The organism is Clostridium sp. UBA1652 (genome assembly GCF_002320975.1).
Classification (GTDB): Bacteria; Bacillota; Clostridia; order Clostridiales; family Clostridiaceae; genus Clostridium_T; species Clostridium_T intestinale.
Map to the genome: position 1 here is coordinate 1 of NZ_DCLI01000087.1, position 18,740 is coordinate 18,740.

10 protein-coding genes and 1 other RNA gene are annotated in these 18,740 nt (G+C 29.2%); 1 reads left to right on the forward strand and 10 read right to left on the reverse strand.

What is annotated here, in order from left to right; all coding sequences use genetic code 11:
* Positions 1-250 precede the first annotated feature (250 nt).
* Positions 251-991, reverse strand: a complete 741-nt coding sequence (locus B3N22_RS18775) for an NADPH-dependent oxidoreductase (RefSeq protein ID WP_286909513.1) — start codon at positions 989-991, stop codon at positions 251-253.
* A 117-nt stretch (positions 992-1,108) separates the two neighbouring features.
* On the reverse strand, positions 1,109-1,474 hold the full coding sequence (locus tag B3N22_RS18780) for a DUF1304 domain-containing protein (protein WP_286909515.1): 366 nt from the start codon (positions 1,472-1,474) through the stop codon (positions 1,109-1,111).
* A gap of 506 nt (positions 1,475-1,980) precedes the next feature.
* Here B3N22_RS18780 and B3N22_RS18785 point away from each other — a divergent pair.
* Positions 1,981-2,148 (forward strand): hypothetical protein, encoded by a 168-nt coding sequence (locus B3N22_RS18785; protein ID WP_286909517.1) that lies wholly within the window; start codon positions 1,981-1,983, stop codon positions 2,146-2,148.
* 413 nt (positions 2,149-2,561) lie between these two features.
* Here the strand turns inward: B3N22_RS18785 and B3N22_RS18790 are convergent, their stop codons facing one another.
* From B3N22_RS18790 to B3N22_RS18825, 8 genes are all read right to left on the reverse strand, one after another.
* Positions 2,562-3,146, reverse strand: coding sequence for a hypothetical protein (locus B3N22_RS18790; protein WP_286909519.1), 585 nt, complete (start codon positions 3,144-3,146; stop codon positions 2,562-2,564).
* Positions 3,147-3,306: 160 nt separating this feature from the next.
* Positions 3,307-3,843, reverse strand: coding sequence for a fasciclin domain-containing protein (locus tag B3N22_RS18795; protein WP_286909521.1), 537 nt, complete (start codon positions 3,841-3,843; stop codon positions 3,307-3,309).
* Between the two features lie 369 nt (positions 3,844-4,212).
* Positions 4,213-9,042, reverse strand: a complete 4,830-nt coding sequence (locus B3N22_RS18800) for a DEAD/DEAH box helicase (protein ID WP_286909523.1) — start codon at positions 9,040-9,042, stop codon at positions 4,213-4,215.
* Positions 9,023-12,733, reverse strand: a complete 3,711-nt coding sequence (locus B3N22_RS18805) for a hypothetical protein (protein WP_286909525.1) — start codon at positions 12,731-12,733, stop codon at positions 9,023-9,025. Before B3N22_RS18805 ends, B3N22_RS18800 begins: the two co-directional genes overlap by 20 nt.
* Positions 12,734-13,482: 749 nt before the next feature.
* Positions 13,483-13,813, reverse strand: a transfer-messenger RNA (tmRNA) gene (gene ssrA, locus B3N22_RS18810).
* A gap of 1,234 nt (positions 13,814-15,047) precedes the next feature.
* Complete coding sequence (locus B3N22_RS18815) at positions 15,048-15,488, reverse strand: GtrA family protein (RefSeq protein WP_286909526.1); 441 nt, start codon at positions 15,486-15,488, stop codon at positions 15,048-15,050.
* A gap of 16 nt (positions 15,489-15,504) precedes the next feature.
* Positions 15,505-16,941, reverse strand: coding sequence for an amidohydrolase family protein (locus tag B3N22_RS18820; RefSeq protein ID WP_286909527.1), 1,437 nt, complete (start codon positions 16,939-16,941; stop codon positions 15,505-15,507).
* 129 nt (positions 16,942-17,070) lie between these two features.
* A complete protein-coding gene (locus B3N22_RS18825) occupies positions 17,071-18,669 on the reverse strand; it encodes a xylulokinase (RefSeq protein WP_286909529.1) in 1,599 nt (532 codons plus the stop codon).
* Between the last annotated feature and the right edge of the window lie 71 nt (positions 18,670-18,740).

The window sequence follows — 18,740 nt, forward strand, 5'->3', positions numbered from 1 at the left end:
AAGTTTTAAGTTTCAGGTTAATCACTCCTATCACTTTATTAATAACTAAGTAATGTAATTGTATCATCCTAAAAATGATGATGAGTGATATTTTATGCTGTTTTTATTTCTCTATTATAATATTCACATCAATAATAAAAGCAAGTGACTATATTTCTAAATACAATCACTTGCTTTGTTTCTTCATGTTATTTAATTATCTATTCTTTAGCAATACTTGATGAACTCAAAAGTTATCTTTTGCTACTAATTATTTACTTTTTAATCCTTGTTTATTAATAGCATCTTTAACCTTAGGATAATAAACTGATTGATAAACTCTTGAAGTTACAGTACTCCAGTTTGTTTCTTGCTCAACTCTTCCAATTTCCTTTAGATATTCATCCATCTGTTCATCATAAACATTAATTGAGTCTTCAACAGCTTTTATATGATAACCTTCATCATGCCTAAAACTTTCAAAAGGAACTCTAGGTTTTTTATGTGATTCATCAGCTGGATATCCAACTACTAATCCTACCATTGGAAAAGTATACTTAGGTAATCCTAATATTTCGATAACTTCTTCTGGATTTTTTCTAATACCACCAATAGGTACTGTGCCAAGTCCAAGGGATTCGGCAGCAACAACAGAAGCTCCTAAAGCTATTCCAACATCTACAGATCCTGCAAGAATACCTTCTACATCTTCATGAATTACTTGCTTCATACCAGTTTTTTCACCTGCAAGATGAGTTCTATAAAAATCCATCACAAATACTAAGAATACTGGAGCCTTTGCAACATATGGTTGATTACCAACAAGTTCTGCTAATTTTTCTCTCTTCTTTTTATCCCTTACAACTATAACAGATGTTTGTTGTCCATTAATTGAGTTAGGCATAGCCTGAGCACTTTTAAGAATTTCATCTATTAATTCATTTGGGACCTCTTTATCTAAATATTGTCTTATTGATCTATGATTCTTTATCTTATCTATTGTATTATTCATAATACATAACCTCCTAAATTTTAAATGTTTTATATAGCTCAATTTACTTCGTAAATTGTAATCTTTAAATTTATCTTTTACATTATCATAATTATCTATAAATAATTATGATATAGCTCAAATTATTATTAATAAAATCATTGCTGATATAGCTAAACCACCTTGCTTCACAAGAATATTTTTATTAGATGTAATTGCTCCATATATAGCAGCAATAATTACACATCCTAAAAAGAAAAACCTTAATTGAGTTGACATTAATTCTGGTACAAAAAAGCTCCAAAATAATCCTGCAGCTAAGAAGCCATTATATAATCCTTGATTTGCAAACATAACTCCTACTTCTTTTCTATCAAGAAGTTTACTATCTATATTAAAAGTTTTTCTAGCAACTGATGATTTAATAAAAAACATCTCCAGTAGCATTATAAAAACATGTTCAACCGCCACAGCAATAACTAAAGCATCTAAGACAACCTGCATAATAACCTCCTTTGCACAATCATAACTTTAATTTACTTATAAATTTATATCTTTCACATAAACATTTGACTAAATCTATAAGTAACAGACTTTGTTTTAAATTAAATTTTGCACAATTTAATTTTATTCTAATTGATTGTAATTGTCAATAGATTATTCTCTTACAAATGATAAATAAGGATTATTAATCACCAAAAATATACCCCCCAAATAAAAAAAGCCCCCCTTAATCTCAAAATATTAGGGTGGTGCATTTATTCTATGTAAATATAAAAAACTAAATCAGAAAATTATAATTCAAGTGTATACTTTCTTTTATTCTATGCTTAACATTACCCTTATAACGTATTGTATTTTCCATATTATTCTTGTGTATATGTTCTTCATAATTATGGTATAATTCAAAGGTAATATAGAAAAATCCGTAGTGGATGGCTACGGGGGTTTTGAATATTTTATCCCCCTTTGGACTATTGATGATATTTCATCAAAGTTAGGGGGTGGTATTGAATATGCTAGAGCTGACTATAAAAAGCTTTGTTACTATTTATATTATTAAATTAGTTTTAAAAAATAATCTTTTTATTTCTAAGTTAGTTATCAAGGTTAAGTTCCTTGGTATTCATATAGAAGTTAATGGCAAAGAGAAAAAGCACCCATCCGACAAAGAATAGTGCTCTTTACTCTTAATTAAATCTCTATTTAATTAATTCAATAGCCCTAAAACAAAATAAATGTTCTAAGGAAGTTTAGTGTTTGCAGCACTAAACTTTTCTTATTTATATTATATCAAATTTTGATAAAAAATAAACCTTATTTTTATCTTTAAATTTATATTTTATTAAAATATAAATTTGGACTTAATATCTCTACGTTAAACATTGTACGTTCCAGGGATACTTGAGAAAATAGTTCCTCTTGATTATACACTTCTGTACTATCGCAGGTTTTAATGGTGGAGTCGAAGCATAACCTTAAAAACACACTACAATCTACTATAATATATCCTCTTGCTACTTCACCCCTATTTTTTTAATTAATGTTTGCCTTACAGTTAATAATTTTTCAATTTTACCAAATCAAAGAATTATTTAATTCTCTTTGTCTTTAATAGGTTATCTTCATTTTCTACAAGCACTATTTTGATATTAAGCTCACTTTGAAGGCTTGAAAAACTCTTAATTTGATTGATATATTTACTATTACCAGAGCTTAATAGCTTATCTATCATAGGTATAATATCGTCTTTTTCTTCGCTTGTGAATTTCTTTCCCTTCAAATTCAAATTGTTTATATAAGTTAAAGTATGCCAAATTTGCTCATAAGATATTTTATTAATATCTATTAGAACCCAAGTAAAATCTTTTCTTCTTGATTTTGGAGGATATGCTTTTTTAAAAAATTCAATAAAATAACTTGTTTTATTTTCTTCTTTGTCTTTCACATATTTACCCAAGGTGCTTTTTAGATGATTCTTCAAATAAAGTATTGTATTAGCTTTTACTTTGTCCTTAATTTCATCAATACTGTTATAAATTTCATTATACAAGCTTTGCATATCTTCATCATTTAATGTATTCTTTGAAGCCTTCACAGCATCTATAGCTTCTAATAAGTTCTTTTTTGTGGTTAATTCATTATTGTATATTTCTGATATTTTTTTCTTTACCATCATTCTCTCCTTATATGTGCTAAATGCACCAATAAGTTATTATATCATTAAAATAAAATTTTCCCATAAAATATACAATAATATTTAGACTTATCAAGCTCTAATAGCTTCTCTTAATACAGCAAACTCTCAATAAATATACGTAACAATTATTCTTTATCTATGGCATCATAACTGTATCTATTACATGTATTACTCCATTTTTAGCCATAATATCAGTAACTACAACCTTAGCCCCATCAATATATACTTCATTATTTTTCACTTCTATTTTAGCGTTTTCCCCATTTGCCATTTTCAACTCTTTACCATTTAACTTTAATACTTCTGCTGCAGTAAGCTTTTGAGGTGCAACATGATAAGTTAAAATCTTTACGAGTGTTTCCTTATTTTCTGGTTTTAAAAGATCGCTTACTGTGTTGTTTGGAAGCTTAGCAAATGCATCATCTGTAGGTGCAAATACTGTAAATGGACCTTGCCCTTTAAGTGTATCAACCAATCCTGCAGCCTTTAAAGCAGTCACTAAAGTTTTAAACCTATTATCTCCAGTAGCAATGTCAACAATATCCTTTGAATTATTTTGTTGTTCCTTAGCCAAATATGTACCTTGTGCATAAGCGTAACTATTTTCCCCAATAATATTAAATAATAATACCATTATTGATAAAGCTATAAGTTTACTAATTTTCTTTTTCATAATATATCTCCTTTTTTAATTTATATTTACTAACTTATTATTCACAATTACTATTATATTTATTAAATAATCTAATTTTTTTATTTGATATAGCTCCAAAATATCTAATGCCTAACAATACTTTCCCCTCTGCATGAAGATTTTCATTCATCTCTATCTCTAAAATGATTCTCTTGATTTTTATAAAATAAAAAACCCACGAAAATCCAAATCTTAGATTTTCGTGGGTTTCATGGTTAAGACTAAGCACGACATTTAGAATATACCTTAAATTTATGTGATCGTTGATACTGGAGAGACTCAAAGAGTAGCTCTTGCTACCCTATTGATCATATCAATGGTTGTAACCTTGATTACTACTTAATCAAACTATTTAATTAATTTTTGTAGATAATCTTTGACTACGCCACGTTGTAGCTTTTCATGGAATATTTGGTTATTGTAATTTCTTAAGCAGCCATAACAACTTGTTTCTTCGCCACAGTCACAATTAGATACTCTTTTATATGCTTTTTCTAAGACATTTTTTAAGTTCGTAGAAATCTTTCTAACGTGTCCTGCTCCACCTGCTGCTTCGTCAAATATTATTAATGATGGTTTTGAAACAGTTAAATTATTGTAATATAAGCATCCATTTATATCATTTCTAACTATATCAAATTCATCGCAAGCGCCTTCTATTATTGCATATAAGAGGCTATACCACAGTATATCATTTGAATCTCCCAAAATAGGTAAATCTATTTTCAATACATCTGTATTAAATTGGTGACCTAAATCAACGTTATACGCGTATTCACTTGGACATGCATTTCCAAACTTATTTTTGTGCTTAAATTTATTTTCTTTATTTGGCATATCAGCTGTTGCATAGCCACAATACTTACATACCCTGAATCCCATATTGTTAAATGCAGAATTTACAAGTAATAACCTACCCATTGGTGCATACTTATAACTAACTTCATATCCATATATATATATGGTATCCTGAATAACTTCCTTTTCTTGATAAATATCAAGCTTTTCAAAATCTTCAAATGTTACTCTACTAGCATAATACTTTTTCGGTTTATTGTCTCCAGTAGCCTTTGGAGTATCAACATTTGTTGAAAATCCAAACTCTGGCTTTATAAACTTTCTAATTTTTAATTCTTCACCACATTCACAAAACGACTCTATTTTACTGTCAGCTTTTTTTGATGATATATCACTAACATGAGTGTGAATTTTTTTGCATTTATCACATATAGCATAATCAAAGGTTGGCCATCCTTTATTACTTTCCTGATTAATTGAATAGGATGTCCAAACTTTCCCATTAGCAACTACTGAGGATCCAGGTGCAAATTCTGAAATAGCCATTTTTAAGTCTCTTGAAATTTCAATTTCTTTTGCTGAAATATCATTGTTTAAAATATCTAATGATACTACATCAACCGGAAAACCATACTTCGGCAAAATATTTCTATCTGATAGATAGTTTATATTTGACTTATCCCTGTAGGTATTCATTATTCTATTAATGTAGTCTGTATTATCACCTTTTTTGAATCTTTCATTTTGCAAATCCTTTAATTGCCTAATGTTATTTCTATATTCATTTTCAACTCTAGTAAAATATCCTTCATCTCCACATAATTCATCTATGAATCCCCAATTAGTTATCTTTAATTTTTCATGTAGCTCTTTTGGTACTACTCTAGTTAAAGCTTCCATTAACTCTTCTGGATACTTATCCAATATTTCCTTTAAAGTAGTTCTCCCAAAGTCTTCTACATCCTCATTAAACAATAAAGAAGTTCTTCTAAACAAATCTGGTTTTATCTTAAAGAAATATGCAAATATAATAGAGTTCATATGTCTCTTTATAATTCTATCATTTTTAGTTTCTAAATATGGCGCCTTTATAATTCCTGATATAATTTTTTCTGGGTTATTATAATAATTAATATCATGACTTCTTCTTCTAGCAAAAGTAACAACAAATGCAGTTGAAGAGCCACGACGTCCAGCACGTCCAGCACGTTGAATGTAATTTGAAGTTTCAGGTGGAACATTTCTCATAACTATTGCTTCTAGTTGTCCAACGTCTACCCCCATTTCAAAAGTTGTCGAACAGCTTAATACATTAATTTTTCCCTCTTCGAACTTCTTTTGTAGGGTACTTGCAGTATTGCTCGTAAGTTGTGCAGTATGCTCCTTAGCAATCATTGGCTTTAAATCTAAATCTTTATATAAATCTTTATAGTATTTATACTTATTTGAAAGGTTAGAAGAATAACTTACTAACGAACCCTCACATCTAAACTCTGGACACAAATCAAATATATTGTTACTTGTAACTTTACCACACCTATCACAAATAAATAACTTCGTTTCTTCTCTTCCTAAAGATATATTTATTTTTTTGTAATTTATTCTTTTGACTATTCCAAACGGTTTTACATCAATTTGATCAACAATACCTTTCTTTATAAATTTTTCATCTAATTTAGTAGACAGGTCCTTTAATATTGCTTTAGCTTCTACCTTTGCCATTTCTTTAGATAATCCATTTTTAATTAGTATCCGCTTTATAAAATTACTTCTTTTATTTTCTGATTTATCTTTTGGCAATTGGCCTAATACTGTTTTATCTTTTGCTAATTCACCTTCTTCAAGTCTAAAGAACACCTCTCTATTTCTAGGTTCAAACGCTTCATCAGTTTGTATTATATTGCTTGGGAAAGATATTGCACTTTGATATCTATAACTATCTAATAAAACATTAATAAGTGCATTAAATTCGTCTGCTGATAAATTTAGCTTATCATAACCTCTACTTAATTTTGGTATCTCATATCTAAAGTTAATTAATCCAAGTGCCTCTAACCCTGTATTTCTTTCTATAGAGATTATTTCTTTAATTAAGAATGTACTTGCTATTTTATTTTTTTGTGATTTATCAATATTTTCTTCATATACATCGTTTTCTGATGCAATTCTAACCATTCTAGTTATAACTTCATCTGGTCCTAAATACTCTTCTTTTGACTCCATTAAAGCCTTAATAATTATTTTTCTCCATAATATTTGATTATATTTATCATTCATGAAAGATGCAAAAAAGGCTGCCTCTTGTCTGTTATCTGAAAATATAAGTAACTTTCTTGGATTAATAAGCTCTTGAACAGTTTCTTCAGTTTCAGCTGATTCTTCTCCATCATCAAAAAACCAATCATCTTCAGTAACCTCAACATTTTCCTTTGGGATAGTAATCTTGACATTACCAGGTATCATTTCGTATAAACTTCTTGATATAACATTAGTTGCTGCAGTATCTGCTGTTAAAAATCTTTTAATAATATCCTTTGATACTCCACCACATGATGTACAGCTATTTATTGATATTCCTTTATCTACAACATGTTTTACCTTTAAATATTTCCTATCATCATATACGTTACAACAGCTTTTATTGTTCTTTTTCCCAACCTTTTCTATCTTCCCACAAACTGAACATAATATATAATCTTCCAATTTATTATTTTTCAATTTATTATTTTTAGCTTCAACAAATAAGCAATCATCATCATCTAATTCCTCATCTGTTTCTTCATCAGCAAAAACCTTAAAATATTTTATTGGAGTGTGCTCATCTGTTATATTACCATTATAATGCTTCAAGTAATCTCCATCTATTGTACCAACTATATATTCTTGACCACACTTTTGACAGTTAGCAAGTTCAAATACTTTAACCTTAGAGTTTTGAATATGTACCTCTTCTCTTCTTTCTAAATAGATTTCAGGGGTTGGGTAAAATGAAGCATACATTCCTTCTAAAGATTTAACAAATAAATGATATCTTGCAGGTAATAACGCTTTTGATGATTCATCTACTCTTGCTATACATGCAAGTTCTATTAATGATACTAAAGCCTCTTCTTTATCTTTCGATTTTACAGTATTATCATTTGTAAATACCCATTCAATGACTTCATTAATATTCTTTGTTCCTTCTGTAAGCCTATTTTGTATTATTCTTAGATTTTTATCATCCTTTAATAGTTCATATAGAAAAATTTCTTTATTTGGTGAATATTTAATATTATATTTATAACATAGATTATCTAGTTTTAAATTATTATATAAACAATTATTATAGTCATTTTTTAATTCAATATAAAAATCACATTTCCTATCCTGTAATAAACTTGATACCTCACCAAATTTCTGCCTCTTTGATTCTATAATATCTTCTGGATAGAATTTTTCACTAAACAACTCTGAAGCGAAAGCAGCTACCTTTGGAAAATCCTCTTTTCCTCCACCTAATGTTGCAGATGTTGCAATACACTGTAGCTTACCAAGTTCATATCCATTTACTCTCTCCTTTAATCTTTTAAGTAACATTGATATTTCAGAACCACTAGCACCTTTATAAGTATGAGCCTCATCTAATACAATAAATCTCCAAGTATCACCATTATTATTATCAAAGAATGTATTATCCTCTGGTCTTAATAGTAAATATTCTAACATAGCGTAATTAGTTAATAATATATGAGGTGGATTTTCTCTCATTTGTTCTCTACATATTAACTCGTTTATTATTGGTTCTTCACCATTGTTCTGCTTTTTATACGATTCTAATGCTTTATTATAAGTTGGCTCAGTTTCTCCAGTATATCTACCAAATGTTATATCTTCATACTCCTTCAGTGCATTTCTAATTCTTTTAACTTGATCATTTGCAAGAGCATTCATTGGGTATAACAACAATGCTCTTACTCCTGAGTTTAATTTTCCCTCTTCATTTTCTTTCATTAATTCATTAATAATTGGAATCAAAAAACATTCTGTTTTACCTGAACCTGTCCCAGTTGCTACAATAATATTCTTTTTATCTTTACACACTTTATTTATTGCCACTTCTTGGTGCTTATAAAGCAATCTTTCATTATCGAATTCATGATTTAAATATTTAAAATCCTTACTTAAAATATTATCTTCAATAAGATTTTTTATACTTCTACCCTTTTCAAATTCTGGTGTTATTTCTAAGTATGGACCTTTTATAAATTTATTTCCTTCTGATATTTTCTTAAAAGCCTTTTCTTTTAACCTCTCATCTTTAACACTTAAAATCGAACTAATATACTCTTTATATTTTTCATTTATATATTCTGTACTTCTAATTGGATCCATCGACATATAACCCTTCTCCTTTAATTAAATAAAATTCTATTACATACAAATCTCTTAAATACACCTTTTCCATTTCTTTTCTAAATATCATCAATAGTTTAACAATTAGTTGTCTATCTTTATTACTCAATAAACTATCTAATCTTTTGTATTTCATCATTGACGCTATCAATATAGTTACACCACAATAATAAGCAAAAGTATTAGGTGAAGTCTTATTATCCTCTTTTCTATTTAGTAACATCTTATTAAATACTTTAAATTCATAGTTATCCGTTAGTTTCTTAATAAGTATACCTAACTCTGTTATGTCATTAATTATTTTATCGTATAGCTTTTTCCGGTTTTCATTGTTGTAATACTCTACCCATTCAAATAATGTTTCTACATATGTTGTTCCATTAATTATAACGCCATTATCCCCAGTATCATTTATCCAATTTAAACTATCTAATTCTTTCTTTTTAAAGTTTGTATTATATTTATCAAACAAAGTACTATACATAGCTTTACTTCCTAGTAGTTCTTCTGATAAATTAACTATTCTTTTGTTACATCTTCTTTTAATATACATACTAATACAGCCTTTATTACCTTTATATTTACAAGTATCACACTCGTGGCTATATCCTAGGATTTTCATTTCTAAATCGTCACCAATTAAATCACAAATATTTTTAATTAATATACTTTTAGAACTTATTCCACTTCTAGCTTCAACTAAAAAAGCTCTTTCCTCATCTGATTCCCATAAAACTTCTCTTTTTCCTTTACTAATACCATTATTAATATCTACGTCAATATTAACAATTTTTAATTTATCTAAAAGATTTTTTATATTATCATAACTATCTATTTCTAATAAATATTCCATTACATTATATAAGTTATAACTTCGGATATACTTTAGACATAATCCATAAATACATTTATTTTTCAATTTTCTATCCTCAACATCAATATCACATAAAATTGAATAGTTCATATGTAAAAAGAATATCGAATTTAGGATATATTTTGAAAGTTTTTCTGTTATCTTATAAGTTTTTATATCATTTAAAACCATCACTAACTCTTCTCGTCTTTTAGCTTTAACCAAATTACTTATCAATACTTCTATATTAACTACTTTCTCTAATTGATAATTACAGTTTCTATTGTATAACCCATCTTTATTAAAACTTAAAATTTTTTCTTCTTTCTCTTCAGCAAATAAATCATCTGATTCATCTTCTATATTAAAATAGTACATGGTATCATTTCTAAGAGATAGTCTATCTTTTTTAAGATACATAGTAACCCTTTTTCCATCTTCCCTTATACTATCTTTTTCTATTAATAAACTTAATGGTTCTTCCCAGGGCTTAAAAATATTGTACATTTTTAAAGCTAGTTCATTATCTAACTTTATACCTTCTGAAATCCAGCTTAAAGCAATATCTCCACTATCCAGTTCCTCATATCTAACTTTAGAAATCACTACCTCTTCCTTTATAACGCAAGGTATAAACTCACTTATAACTTTATCATAATCATTTTTAACTATTATTTTAATTACAAATTTAGTTGAAGAACTTGAATTAATAGTATCATAAAATTTATTTAATGGTATAAATATACACTTATTGTTTATAGCCTCGATTTTCATTGATTGAAGTATATTATCTTTAAAATCAACTAATAAAACATCAACTTTAAAGCTATTAATAGACCTATCCATAAAGCTTAAAGCTATCAATTTGCTACTAGTTTTAAGTTCTTTTTTATATACCATTAATGGTTCTTTAGAAAAACTTATATTATCTAAATCCTCACCTTCATTAAGTATGGAATAGCAAATACTTCTACTTTTAGATTTTATACTAAACTTTAAGAAATGATTATTCATTTTTATTTCTAAATTCCCATTTATAAAATGATCTACACCATAGTAACTAAAACTATAGTTCTTATGTAAAATGTCATCTTTAACCTCATAGTCTGTATTATCTAGATTTATAATAATAGATTTATCACAGATAATTTTAATAGTTTGACTTTTATATTTTCCTTTTTCTGATGGATATTCAGATTTGTAGTCATTACTAATTTCAATTTTGGGTATAAATTTAAATGGAAGTATTTTTACAAGCTTATTACCGGCATAAAACCTAACATCATACTCACCATATTTTTTTTCTTTAAAGCAATTAATCGCATCAAGTGAAACTAGTGCATCTCCATTACTTATCTCATACTCTACTGGTATCTTTATATCTACATCATTTTTGATATTTCTAATAGCTACATAGTAGGTATTATCTAAAGTTACTGCATTATCAATTTTAATAACAGGTGGCTTTTCAGAATATATCGGTGTGCTATTTTCAGAATAATTATCGTTAAACACTTCACTTTTGCCAAATAGTACTATATTATTTTTATCTCTATACTCTATTTTAAATATATCATCATTTTCTGTAATTATTTCTACTTGTTGAATCTTTTCTTTAAACTTAATCTCCTGTCCTATATAACCTATATACCCTTTTTCATTAATATCGAATTCTCTTTTATCTATATTTATAGCATTTAATTTACAAGTATTTTTCATTAAAATATAAATATTTTGATCCTTTACATTAGTAGATTTTAATAAATTCCCTTTATGGTCAAATAATATAAAGGGTTCAACATCTTCAAAACCACTAAATTGCCATTCATTAAGGACTTCATCTTCATAGATAAGCTTTATTTTATAGTTTGTACTAGCCGATACTTTTACTCTTTTATTTTCACTAATACATTGTCCACCCTTTTCGTATAAGATACACTTTATAATATCTGAACTTTTGTCTGTTGTTATATGCCATTCTACAAAATCTAAAAAGCTATTTTTAACAATATTAGATGGTAAAATTATAATTAACCCACTACTAATACTATCTAAAGTTATTCTTGGTTGAATAATATAATTTTTCTTTTTATTATTTTTAATTCCTAAATATTCATTTGAAGTTCTATATTTAACATATTCATTTATAATCCTATCCTCAAGACTATTAAACTTACCTGTTAGATCTTCATAGGAATAATCATTTTCCTCTGCTTCTTTTACTAATACCTGTAGATCATATATAAATTCTTTTGCTCTATCCTCATTATTAGTAATAAATCTATATATAGTTTTATCAACCTTATATCTAATAAAATATTTGATATTTTCTATAATTTCCTCTGGTCCAATATCTTTTATATCTATAAACTCTGTAGCAATTGCAAAAAGTGTACTCAAACTTGAATTCGGTACTCCACTATGACAAATCATCGGCGTTATATTTTTATAACCACCAACATGTTTAAATGTTTTTAATTTATATTTTCTTATGGTAAAATTAAAAACACTAACAAAGGTATCTTTAACAAAGTTTATATCCTTACCCTCAATATTTAATAGTCCAATTATATTATCCCAAAAGCTTTTCCTATATTTATATAATGCCTCATATACTAAAATGGTAGTTGTTGTAGCTTCAAAGCATTTAATACTACTAACTAGAAAATTGATATCATTAAACTGTCCTAATATCTCCTTATAACTTCTTTCTAATATACAAAAATCTTGATATGTTAATCGTAAATCGCTTACTAACTCACACTCTTTAAGTTTATTGCTTAACTCTTTTTCTATATCTATTAACGTTAGATTTTCTAACACCTATACACTCCCCCTAAAAAAATAGTAGCCTCTATTTTCTCCACATAATACCAATAATGATTTTGTTATCCTATCAATTGCTAATATGTCGTTTGAGTCACCGATTAAAATAACCAATGGCTTTTTAGAATTTATGTAACTCTGAATAATCTACTTTAGGATATATTTTGTAGTCAATTAATTTTATTTTATATTTATTTAATGTCTTAATTAATAAGCTCCATTGCTATATTTTTCTTATTTTCATTATATACCAAATTTGTATTTTAATCATATTTTCCTTAATTATTTCTATCAAAAAGTGCACACCCCTAATTTCTAAAAAACTAGATGTGTGCACTAATTGACAAATACAATCCATTTCAGCCTTCAATATTAATTTTACAATAGTTATTTTCCCATGAAACAACAAAAAAAGCCACTGATATCAGTGACTCTAAATTGTATCACAATTGTAGTGATTTTTTGGTGGAGGCGAGGGGTCATGTGCATCCATAGTTTCGTATGGCACTGACTATATCTTCATCATAATAATTATGATGCTTGGCGTATTATAGAAGCTATAATATAGTTTTGAACTTCTATCTTAGTATTCCATAAGCTTAAGCTTTTAGGAACCTATAAGTCGATACAAGGCTGTTAGATTTCTCTACATACCTCTCGGTATTGCCGACAGCATTATCTGTTTCGGGTTCACCGATAAAGCCAAGTTATCACTTAAGAATCACTTCTTAAGGCGACTCATCTTACGAATCGAACCCCTGTCCGAAAGCAGACCAGCTTGACTTTCTCCGAGCGCATTCTGTAATTTAGGATTCCCTCCACAAGACGTCTACAGACATACTTCCTGTTTCAGTAGCTTCATAAATACCCCTCTAGCTCAAAGCTTTGCTAAACTTCGTTTCCCACTCAATGACACCAGTGATCCAAGGCGTGGGCACCCTGGGCTGATGAGCAACTATATTAAGCTGCTAATGCAAAATTGTCTTCTGCGTTTATATTTATTGCATAGTTGATCTCGTGGGACCATGCTTCCCCCGGCTCGCTTATCAAACCCATCTTACCCCCGTCGAAGCCAAAACGCCCCCATGTTAGGTATTTTAAGTTTTTCAAACGCAAATTGCATTATTTAATTGTAGATTTTAATTTTACAACAGCTAAGTCATATTGTCAAGTTAGACACTAATAAGGAGCGGCTTGGCTCCTTATATTCACTATACTACCTCATATGAATACCCCGTTCAAGAGATTCCTATTACCAACTCATAATACTACTGGTTATGTTGAAGTTAACTACCAATTAAACTTTAGACTTATATCTATCTAACACTGTAAAAGAATTTCTTAATATCTTAATATGTTGGATACTTAATTAAATTAATTGTCTCTAAAACGCTTTTAAGATCATACTCAGCAAAAACTTTTTGAAAAACATATTTCTGATTGTCTATAGTTAATATTCCCCCTGTTCAATTCCTTCACTTGTATGGTACATCCTAACGAGCCACAGTTAATATAGATTTTATTTCTTTCACAGTTTCTTCTGGAAATGATCCACCTCCAATAATATCTCCACAATATATTATTTCATCAAATCCTTTGATATTAGTCCCTTTAAGAGCATTTTTCGACTCATTTTACGCTATACTTATATACTATTAAAACTGTTCTTAAAAGGATACTAATTTAATAAAATTCCTTTTAATATCTAAATAATTTAGTGAATTACGCACCTATATTCTGTAGGAGCGATCCTCAGCTCCATTAAATTCCTTTTAACTTCACCATAATACAATATAAATACGCTATTATGACATTAGGATATAGTGCTATTACGATATTAAGATATTGCGACATTCAGACATTGTGATATTGTGACATTACGATATTAGGACATTCAGACATTCAGACATTCAATAGGTAGTCTACTTTTTCTGCCTACTCTTTATTCATCTTTTTATAAAAAATATTGTTAAATTTCTAAAAGGATTAGATTGAAACTGAGGAACGCTTCTACCGAGCAGAAGTGCACTTCTGCACTGTAGGAGATTCCGCAGGAATTCTCCATTAAATTCCTTTTAACTTCTGCACTGTAGGAGCTTCTTCTCAAGCTCCATTAAACTCCTCTTAAAACCTTAAATTTGAAATTTTTTCAATAACTTGTGACAGAAATCCTACTATTTAAATATAATATAGAGTGTCCATTTCATTATATATTCTCCATAATGCTTGGGAATGCTTCTACCTATTAGATGAGTACAAAGCATCAATGCAAAATCCTCTTAATTAACCCTAGTAATTAAGAGGATCTAAGTTATACTGAGCTTTTCTTTGCTAGATGGTTTGTGTCTATGGATTTTTTGAAAACATAAAAGCGGTCATATAGGAATTCTAATATGAAGTTTGCTCCCATGTTTATGAGGGTTACTAGGTATTCATTCCAGTGCAGGGTGTCTGCTAGATAGTTTCCTATTAGTGTTGATGCTGGTATATAAACTAGATAAAAGGCAAGGATTTTTGTCATTGCTACTGCTATATTGTTTGCGGATTTAAAGGTATATCTGCGATTTAATGTGAAGTTCCATATTACTGATAGTATTACTGCTATCACATAGCTTGGCCAGTAAGGCCAGTCTGTTAATTCATTAAAGATTGAAAAAGATATTATTTCTATGATTCCTGCTGATATTGAGAATATACCAAATTTAATGCCACGAATGATTTCTCTCTTTAGGTTATCATCTTTATTTTTCATTTTATCCTCCTTTTCTTTATACACTTTTTACTGCATGACCTGAAGTTTTTAGGGCTTCTTCATCTAAGAGTCCGTTTTCTAATACTAGTTTTCCATTTATAAATACTTTTTCTATTCCAAAGGCTTTCTTTTGATCTGGAAGGGTATTTTTTAGTTTCTCTTCATTAAAGATTGTAATGTCTCCAAAGTAACCTTCTTTAATGTATCCTCTGTCTTTTAGAGAAAATCTATCTGAGGTTTGTCCTGTCATTTTTCTTATGGTTCTCTCCATCTTATCTCCTGTTCCTAATAGTGAGGCTCTTAGAAATTTTGGAAAACAATCGTATATAGCTGGATTTTGAACTCCCTTATCTTCAACCCAAGCATCCGTCATGTATATGCAGCTATCCTCCTTTGATAGTTCGCTTATTATTTCTTCTGTGCTGTAGGGTTTCATATTTACTCTTCCTTTAAAATCATTTTTTTCACATAAATAAAGGTAGGTATCTAAATCTGATTTATTTAATTCTTTCCCAATTTCATGTACTGTTTTACCTTCAAATTCTTCGAATCCTTCTCCTATATATGCTATTTCTATATCATTAAATCCAAAACCTAATAACCTACTTGATGCATTACATAAAAGCCATAGTTTTAATTTATTTATTGGTTTTTCTCTTTCTTTTAAGTCCATAGCTTGATACCAGGTTGGAAGAATTACTGTTATAACTGATACTCCCATTAATTCATGATAGATATCAAACCCAACATCTACACCCTCTTCACCTAATTTATGAATTATTGAAAGAAATTCATCCTTATCTTTAAAGGATCTTCTTCCTACAAATATTGCATGGGAATACTGAAGCTTTAGGTTTGTTCCTTTTGATATTTCCACAAGTTCATCAACTGCTCTTAATAAATGGGAACGCCCAAAAAGTTCAGGGTATGCCATTGAAACTGCGGAGTTTGCTCTTGGATGAATTGTAAGAGGTTTATCATATTTTATACAAAGCTCTGAAACCTTTTTTAGTTCCTTTGTCTCTGCATATAAACCTGGTTCATACATTAAACCTAAAGATATTCCACAGGCTCCATCTTCTAAGGCTTTTTCTAGGATATTTAACATTTTTTCTTCTTCCTCTTGAGTTAAGGGTTTATTTTCTAATCCAATAAGTCCTGCTCTAACTGAACAATGTCCTATTAAGGCTGCAATATTACAAGGATTGTTTTTGTGTATTGCTTCAAAAAACTCTCCCATATCACCATATTCTTTTGTGGTGTCTTTATGGGAAAATAGCCCCCCACCAATATTTTTAATATAAGGACTGTTTTTCTCAAAACCAGCCTGTGATAGTCCACAGTTTCCTGTTACAAATGTGGTTATCCCTTGATTTATAAATGGTTTAAAGTAATGTCGAGGTTTATTTCCTGTTCCATCATAAATCTTCCCATTTTTTAAGAGTATTTTCACATGGCATCATCCTTTCTATTAATTTTTTTCACCTACAAAACGCAAAACGGAGCCATCTATTTTAAGATGACTCCATTGTCTTCTAATTTATATTTCATTTTGTAGGTGATTGTATCATATAAATTACTTTTAAATACTATTTCTAATATACTTAAAATTATCTTTATTGGTTTTGTATAATCTTTTAAATACTTCAAAGTTTCTATCATAGATCTTTTTTGCTTCTTTATTGGGTTCTAATACTTTTACTGCTGGTATATAGTTTTTTATGGCTTTTAAATCTTCGATAACCCCAAGGCCTACCCCAACTAAGGCTGCTGCTCCAACTGCTCCTACATTTTGAGGATTTTTTACTATATCTATCTTATGCCCTGTAATATCTGCTAATATCTGAGCTGTGGTTTCTGATAAGGCTCCCCCTCCAACAAATCTAATGGTTTTTGATGTTTTTATTTTTTCCTCTTGTCCCTCAAGCATCCATCTTAGATGAAAGCATATCCCTTCTAGTACAGCACGTATAAGTTCTGTTTTTCCTGTTTCTAAGGTTATATTAAAAAACATTCCTGAGGCATTTGGATCTTCAAAGGGACATCTATTTCCATGAAGCCAAGGTGTAAAAATTACTCCACCTGCTCCTGGTCCTATTTCATTTATGGTTTTAATTAGATACTCATATAGACTTTTATAAATGGCCTCGTCACTTTCTATTATCTGCTTTTTCTCAAGATATATATCAATCTCATCTAAGGCTAGATGGTCTTTCACCCATTCAAGGCACTTCCCTGCTGTCTCCATTTCTGCAAAGTAGTTATAATATCTTGTTTGTGCTCCAACTATTGAGGCTATCATTCTTTTTATATCAACCTTTTGCTTGTCCACAACTGTTGAAACCCATCCAGAGGTTCCAGAATATATGTGAGTATCTCCAAGTTCAACACAACCTGCTCCAAGTCCTATTAAGGAAGCATCTCCTCCTCCTCCAAATACAGGTGTTCCTTCTACTAAACCTAATTCTTCAGCAGATTTTCTCCTAAGTCCCCCTACCATGTCGGTAGACTTTATTATTTTCGGCAGATGATTCATATCTACCCCATTCATCTTGCATAAAGCTTGACTCCAACCTTCTTTATCTTTTCTTGTATCATATAAAAGAGTTGAGAAGGCTGAATCCTCAGTCATTATGAATTCTCCTGTACACTTATTTATGAGATACTCTTTTACATCTAACCACTTGTACACCTTTTTAAAATTCTCTGGTTCGTTATTCTGAACCCATTTATATTTCCATACAGGATCTTTTACACTTGTTGAAGCTGCTCTTGAAATCATTAAACTTCTTACCAGTTTAAAGACATTTGCACCTGATACTTGAATACCATTTCCCATACACTCTTTTATTTCTTTTTCTGCCCTTTGATCCATGTAACTCATAGGTCTTCTTACAGGTTCTCCATCCTTATCTACAAGCACCAGCCCTTGCATTTGGGAGCAGAAGGAGATTCCTGATATTTCAGAAGGTTCTATTGAGGTTTTTTCAAATATCTTTTTGGTGGTTAAGCACATAGCCTCCCACCATTCTTCTTGGTTTTGCTCAGCACCGCCGTTTTCCATCATATAAAGATTATATCCTTTGTGGGCATGAGCTATTAATTCTATGTTTTTCTCAATACTAAAAAGACAAGTTTTTACACCAGTTGTCCCAATGTCATAAGCAATTACATATATCATACCATCACCTACTTTTCGTGCAATTGCACCCCAATTTATTTAATTTTTATTTGTGGAGGATCTCAACCTCT

Coding starts and splice junctions, on each gene's coding strand:
- B3N22_RS18825 (WP_286909529.1), bottom strand. CDS start 18,669: ATGATATATGTAATTGCTTATGACATTGGGACAACTGGTGTAAAAACT.
- B3N22_RS18790 (WP_286909519.1), bottom strand. CDS start 3,146: ATGGTAAAGAAAAAAATATCAGAAATATACAATAATGAATTAACCACA.
- B3N22_RS18815 (WP_286909526.1), bottom strand. CDS start 15,488: ATGAAAAATAAAGATGATAACCTAAAGAGAGAAATCATTCGTGGCATT.
- B3N22_RS18780 (WP_286909515.1), bottom strand. CDS start 1,474: ATGCAGGTTGTCTTAGATGCTTTAGTTATTGCTGTGGCGGTTGAACAT.
- B3N22_RS18800 (WP_286909523.1), bottom strand. CDS start 9,042: ATGTCGATGGATCCAATTAGAAGTACAGAATATATAAATGAAAAATAT.
- B3N22_RS18795 (WP_286909521.1), bottom strand. CDS start 3,843: ATGAAAAAGAAAATTAGTAAACTTATAGCTTTATCAATAATGGTATTA.
- B3N22_RS18775 (WP_286909513.1), bottom strand. CDS start 991: ATGAATAATACAATAGATAAGATAAAGAATCATAGATCAATAAGACAA.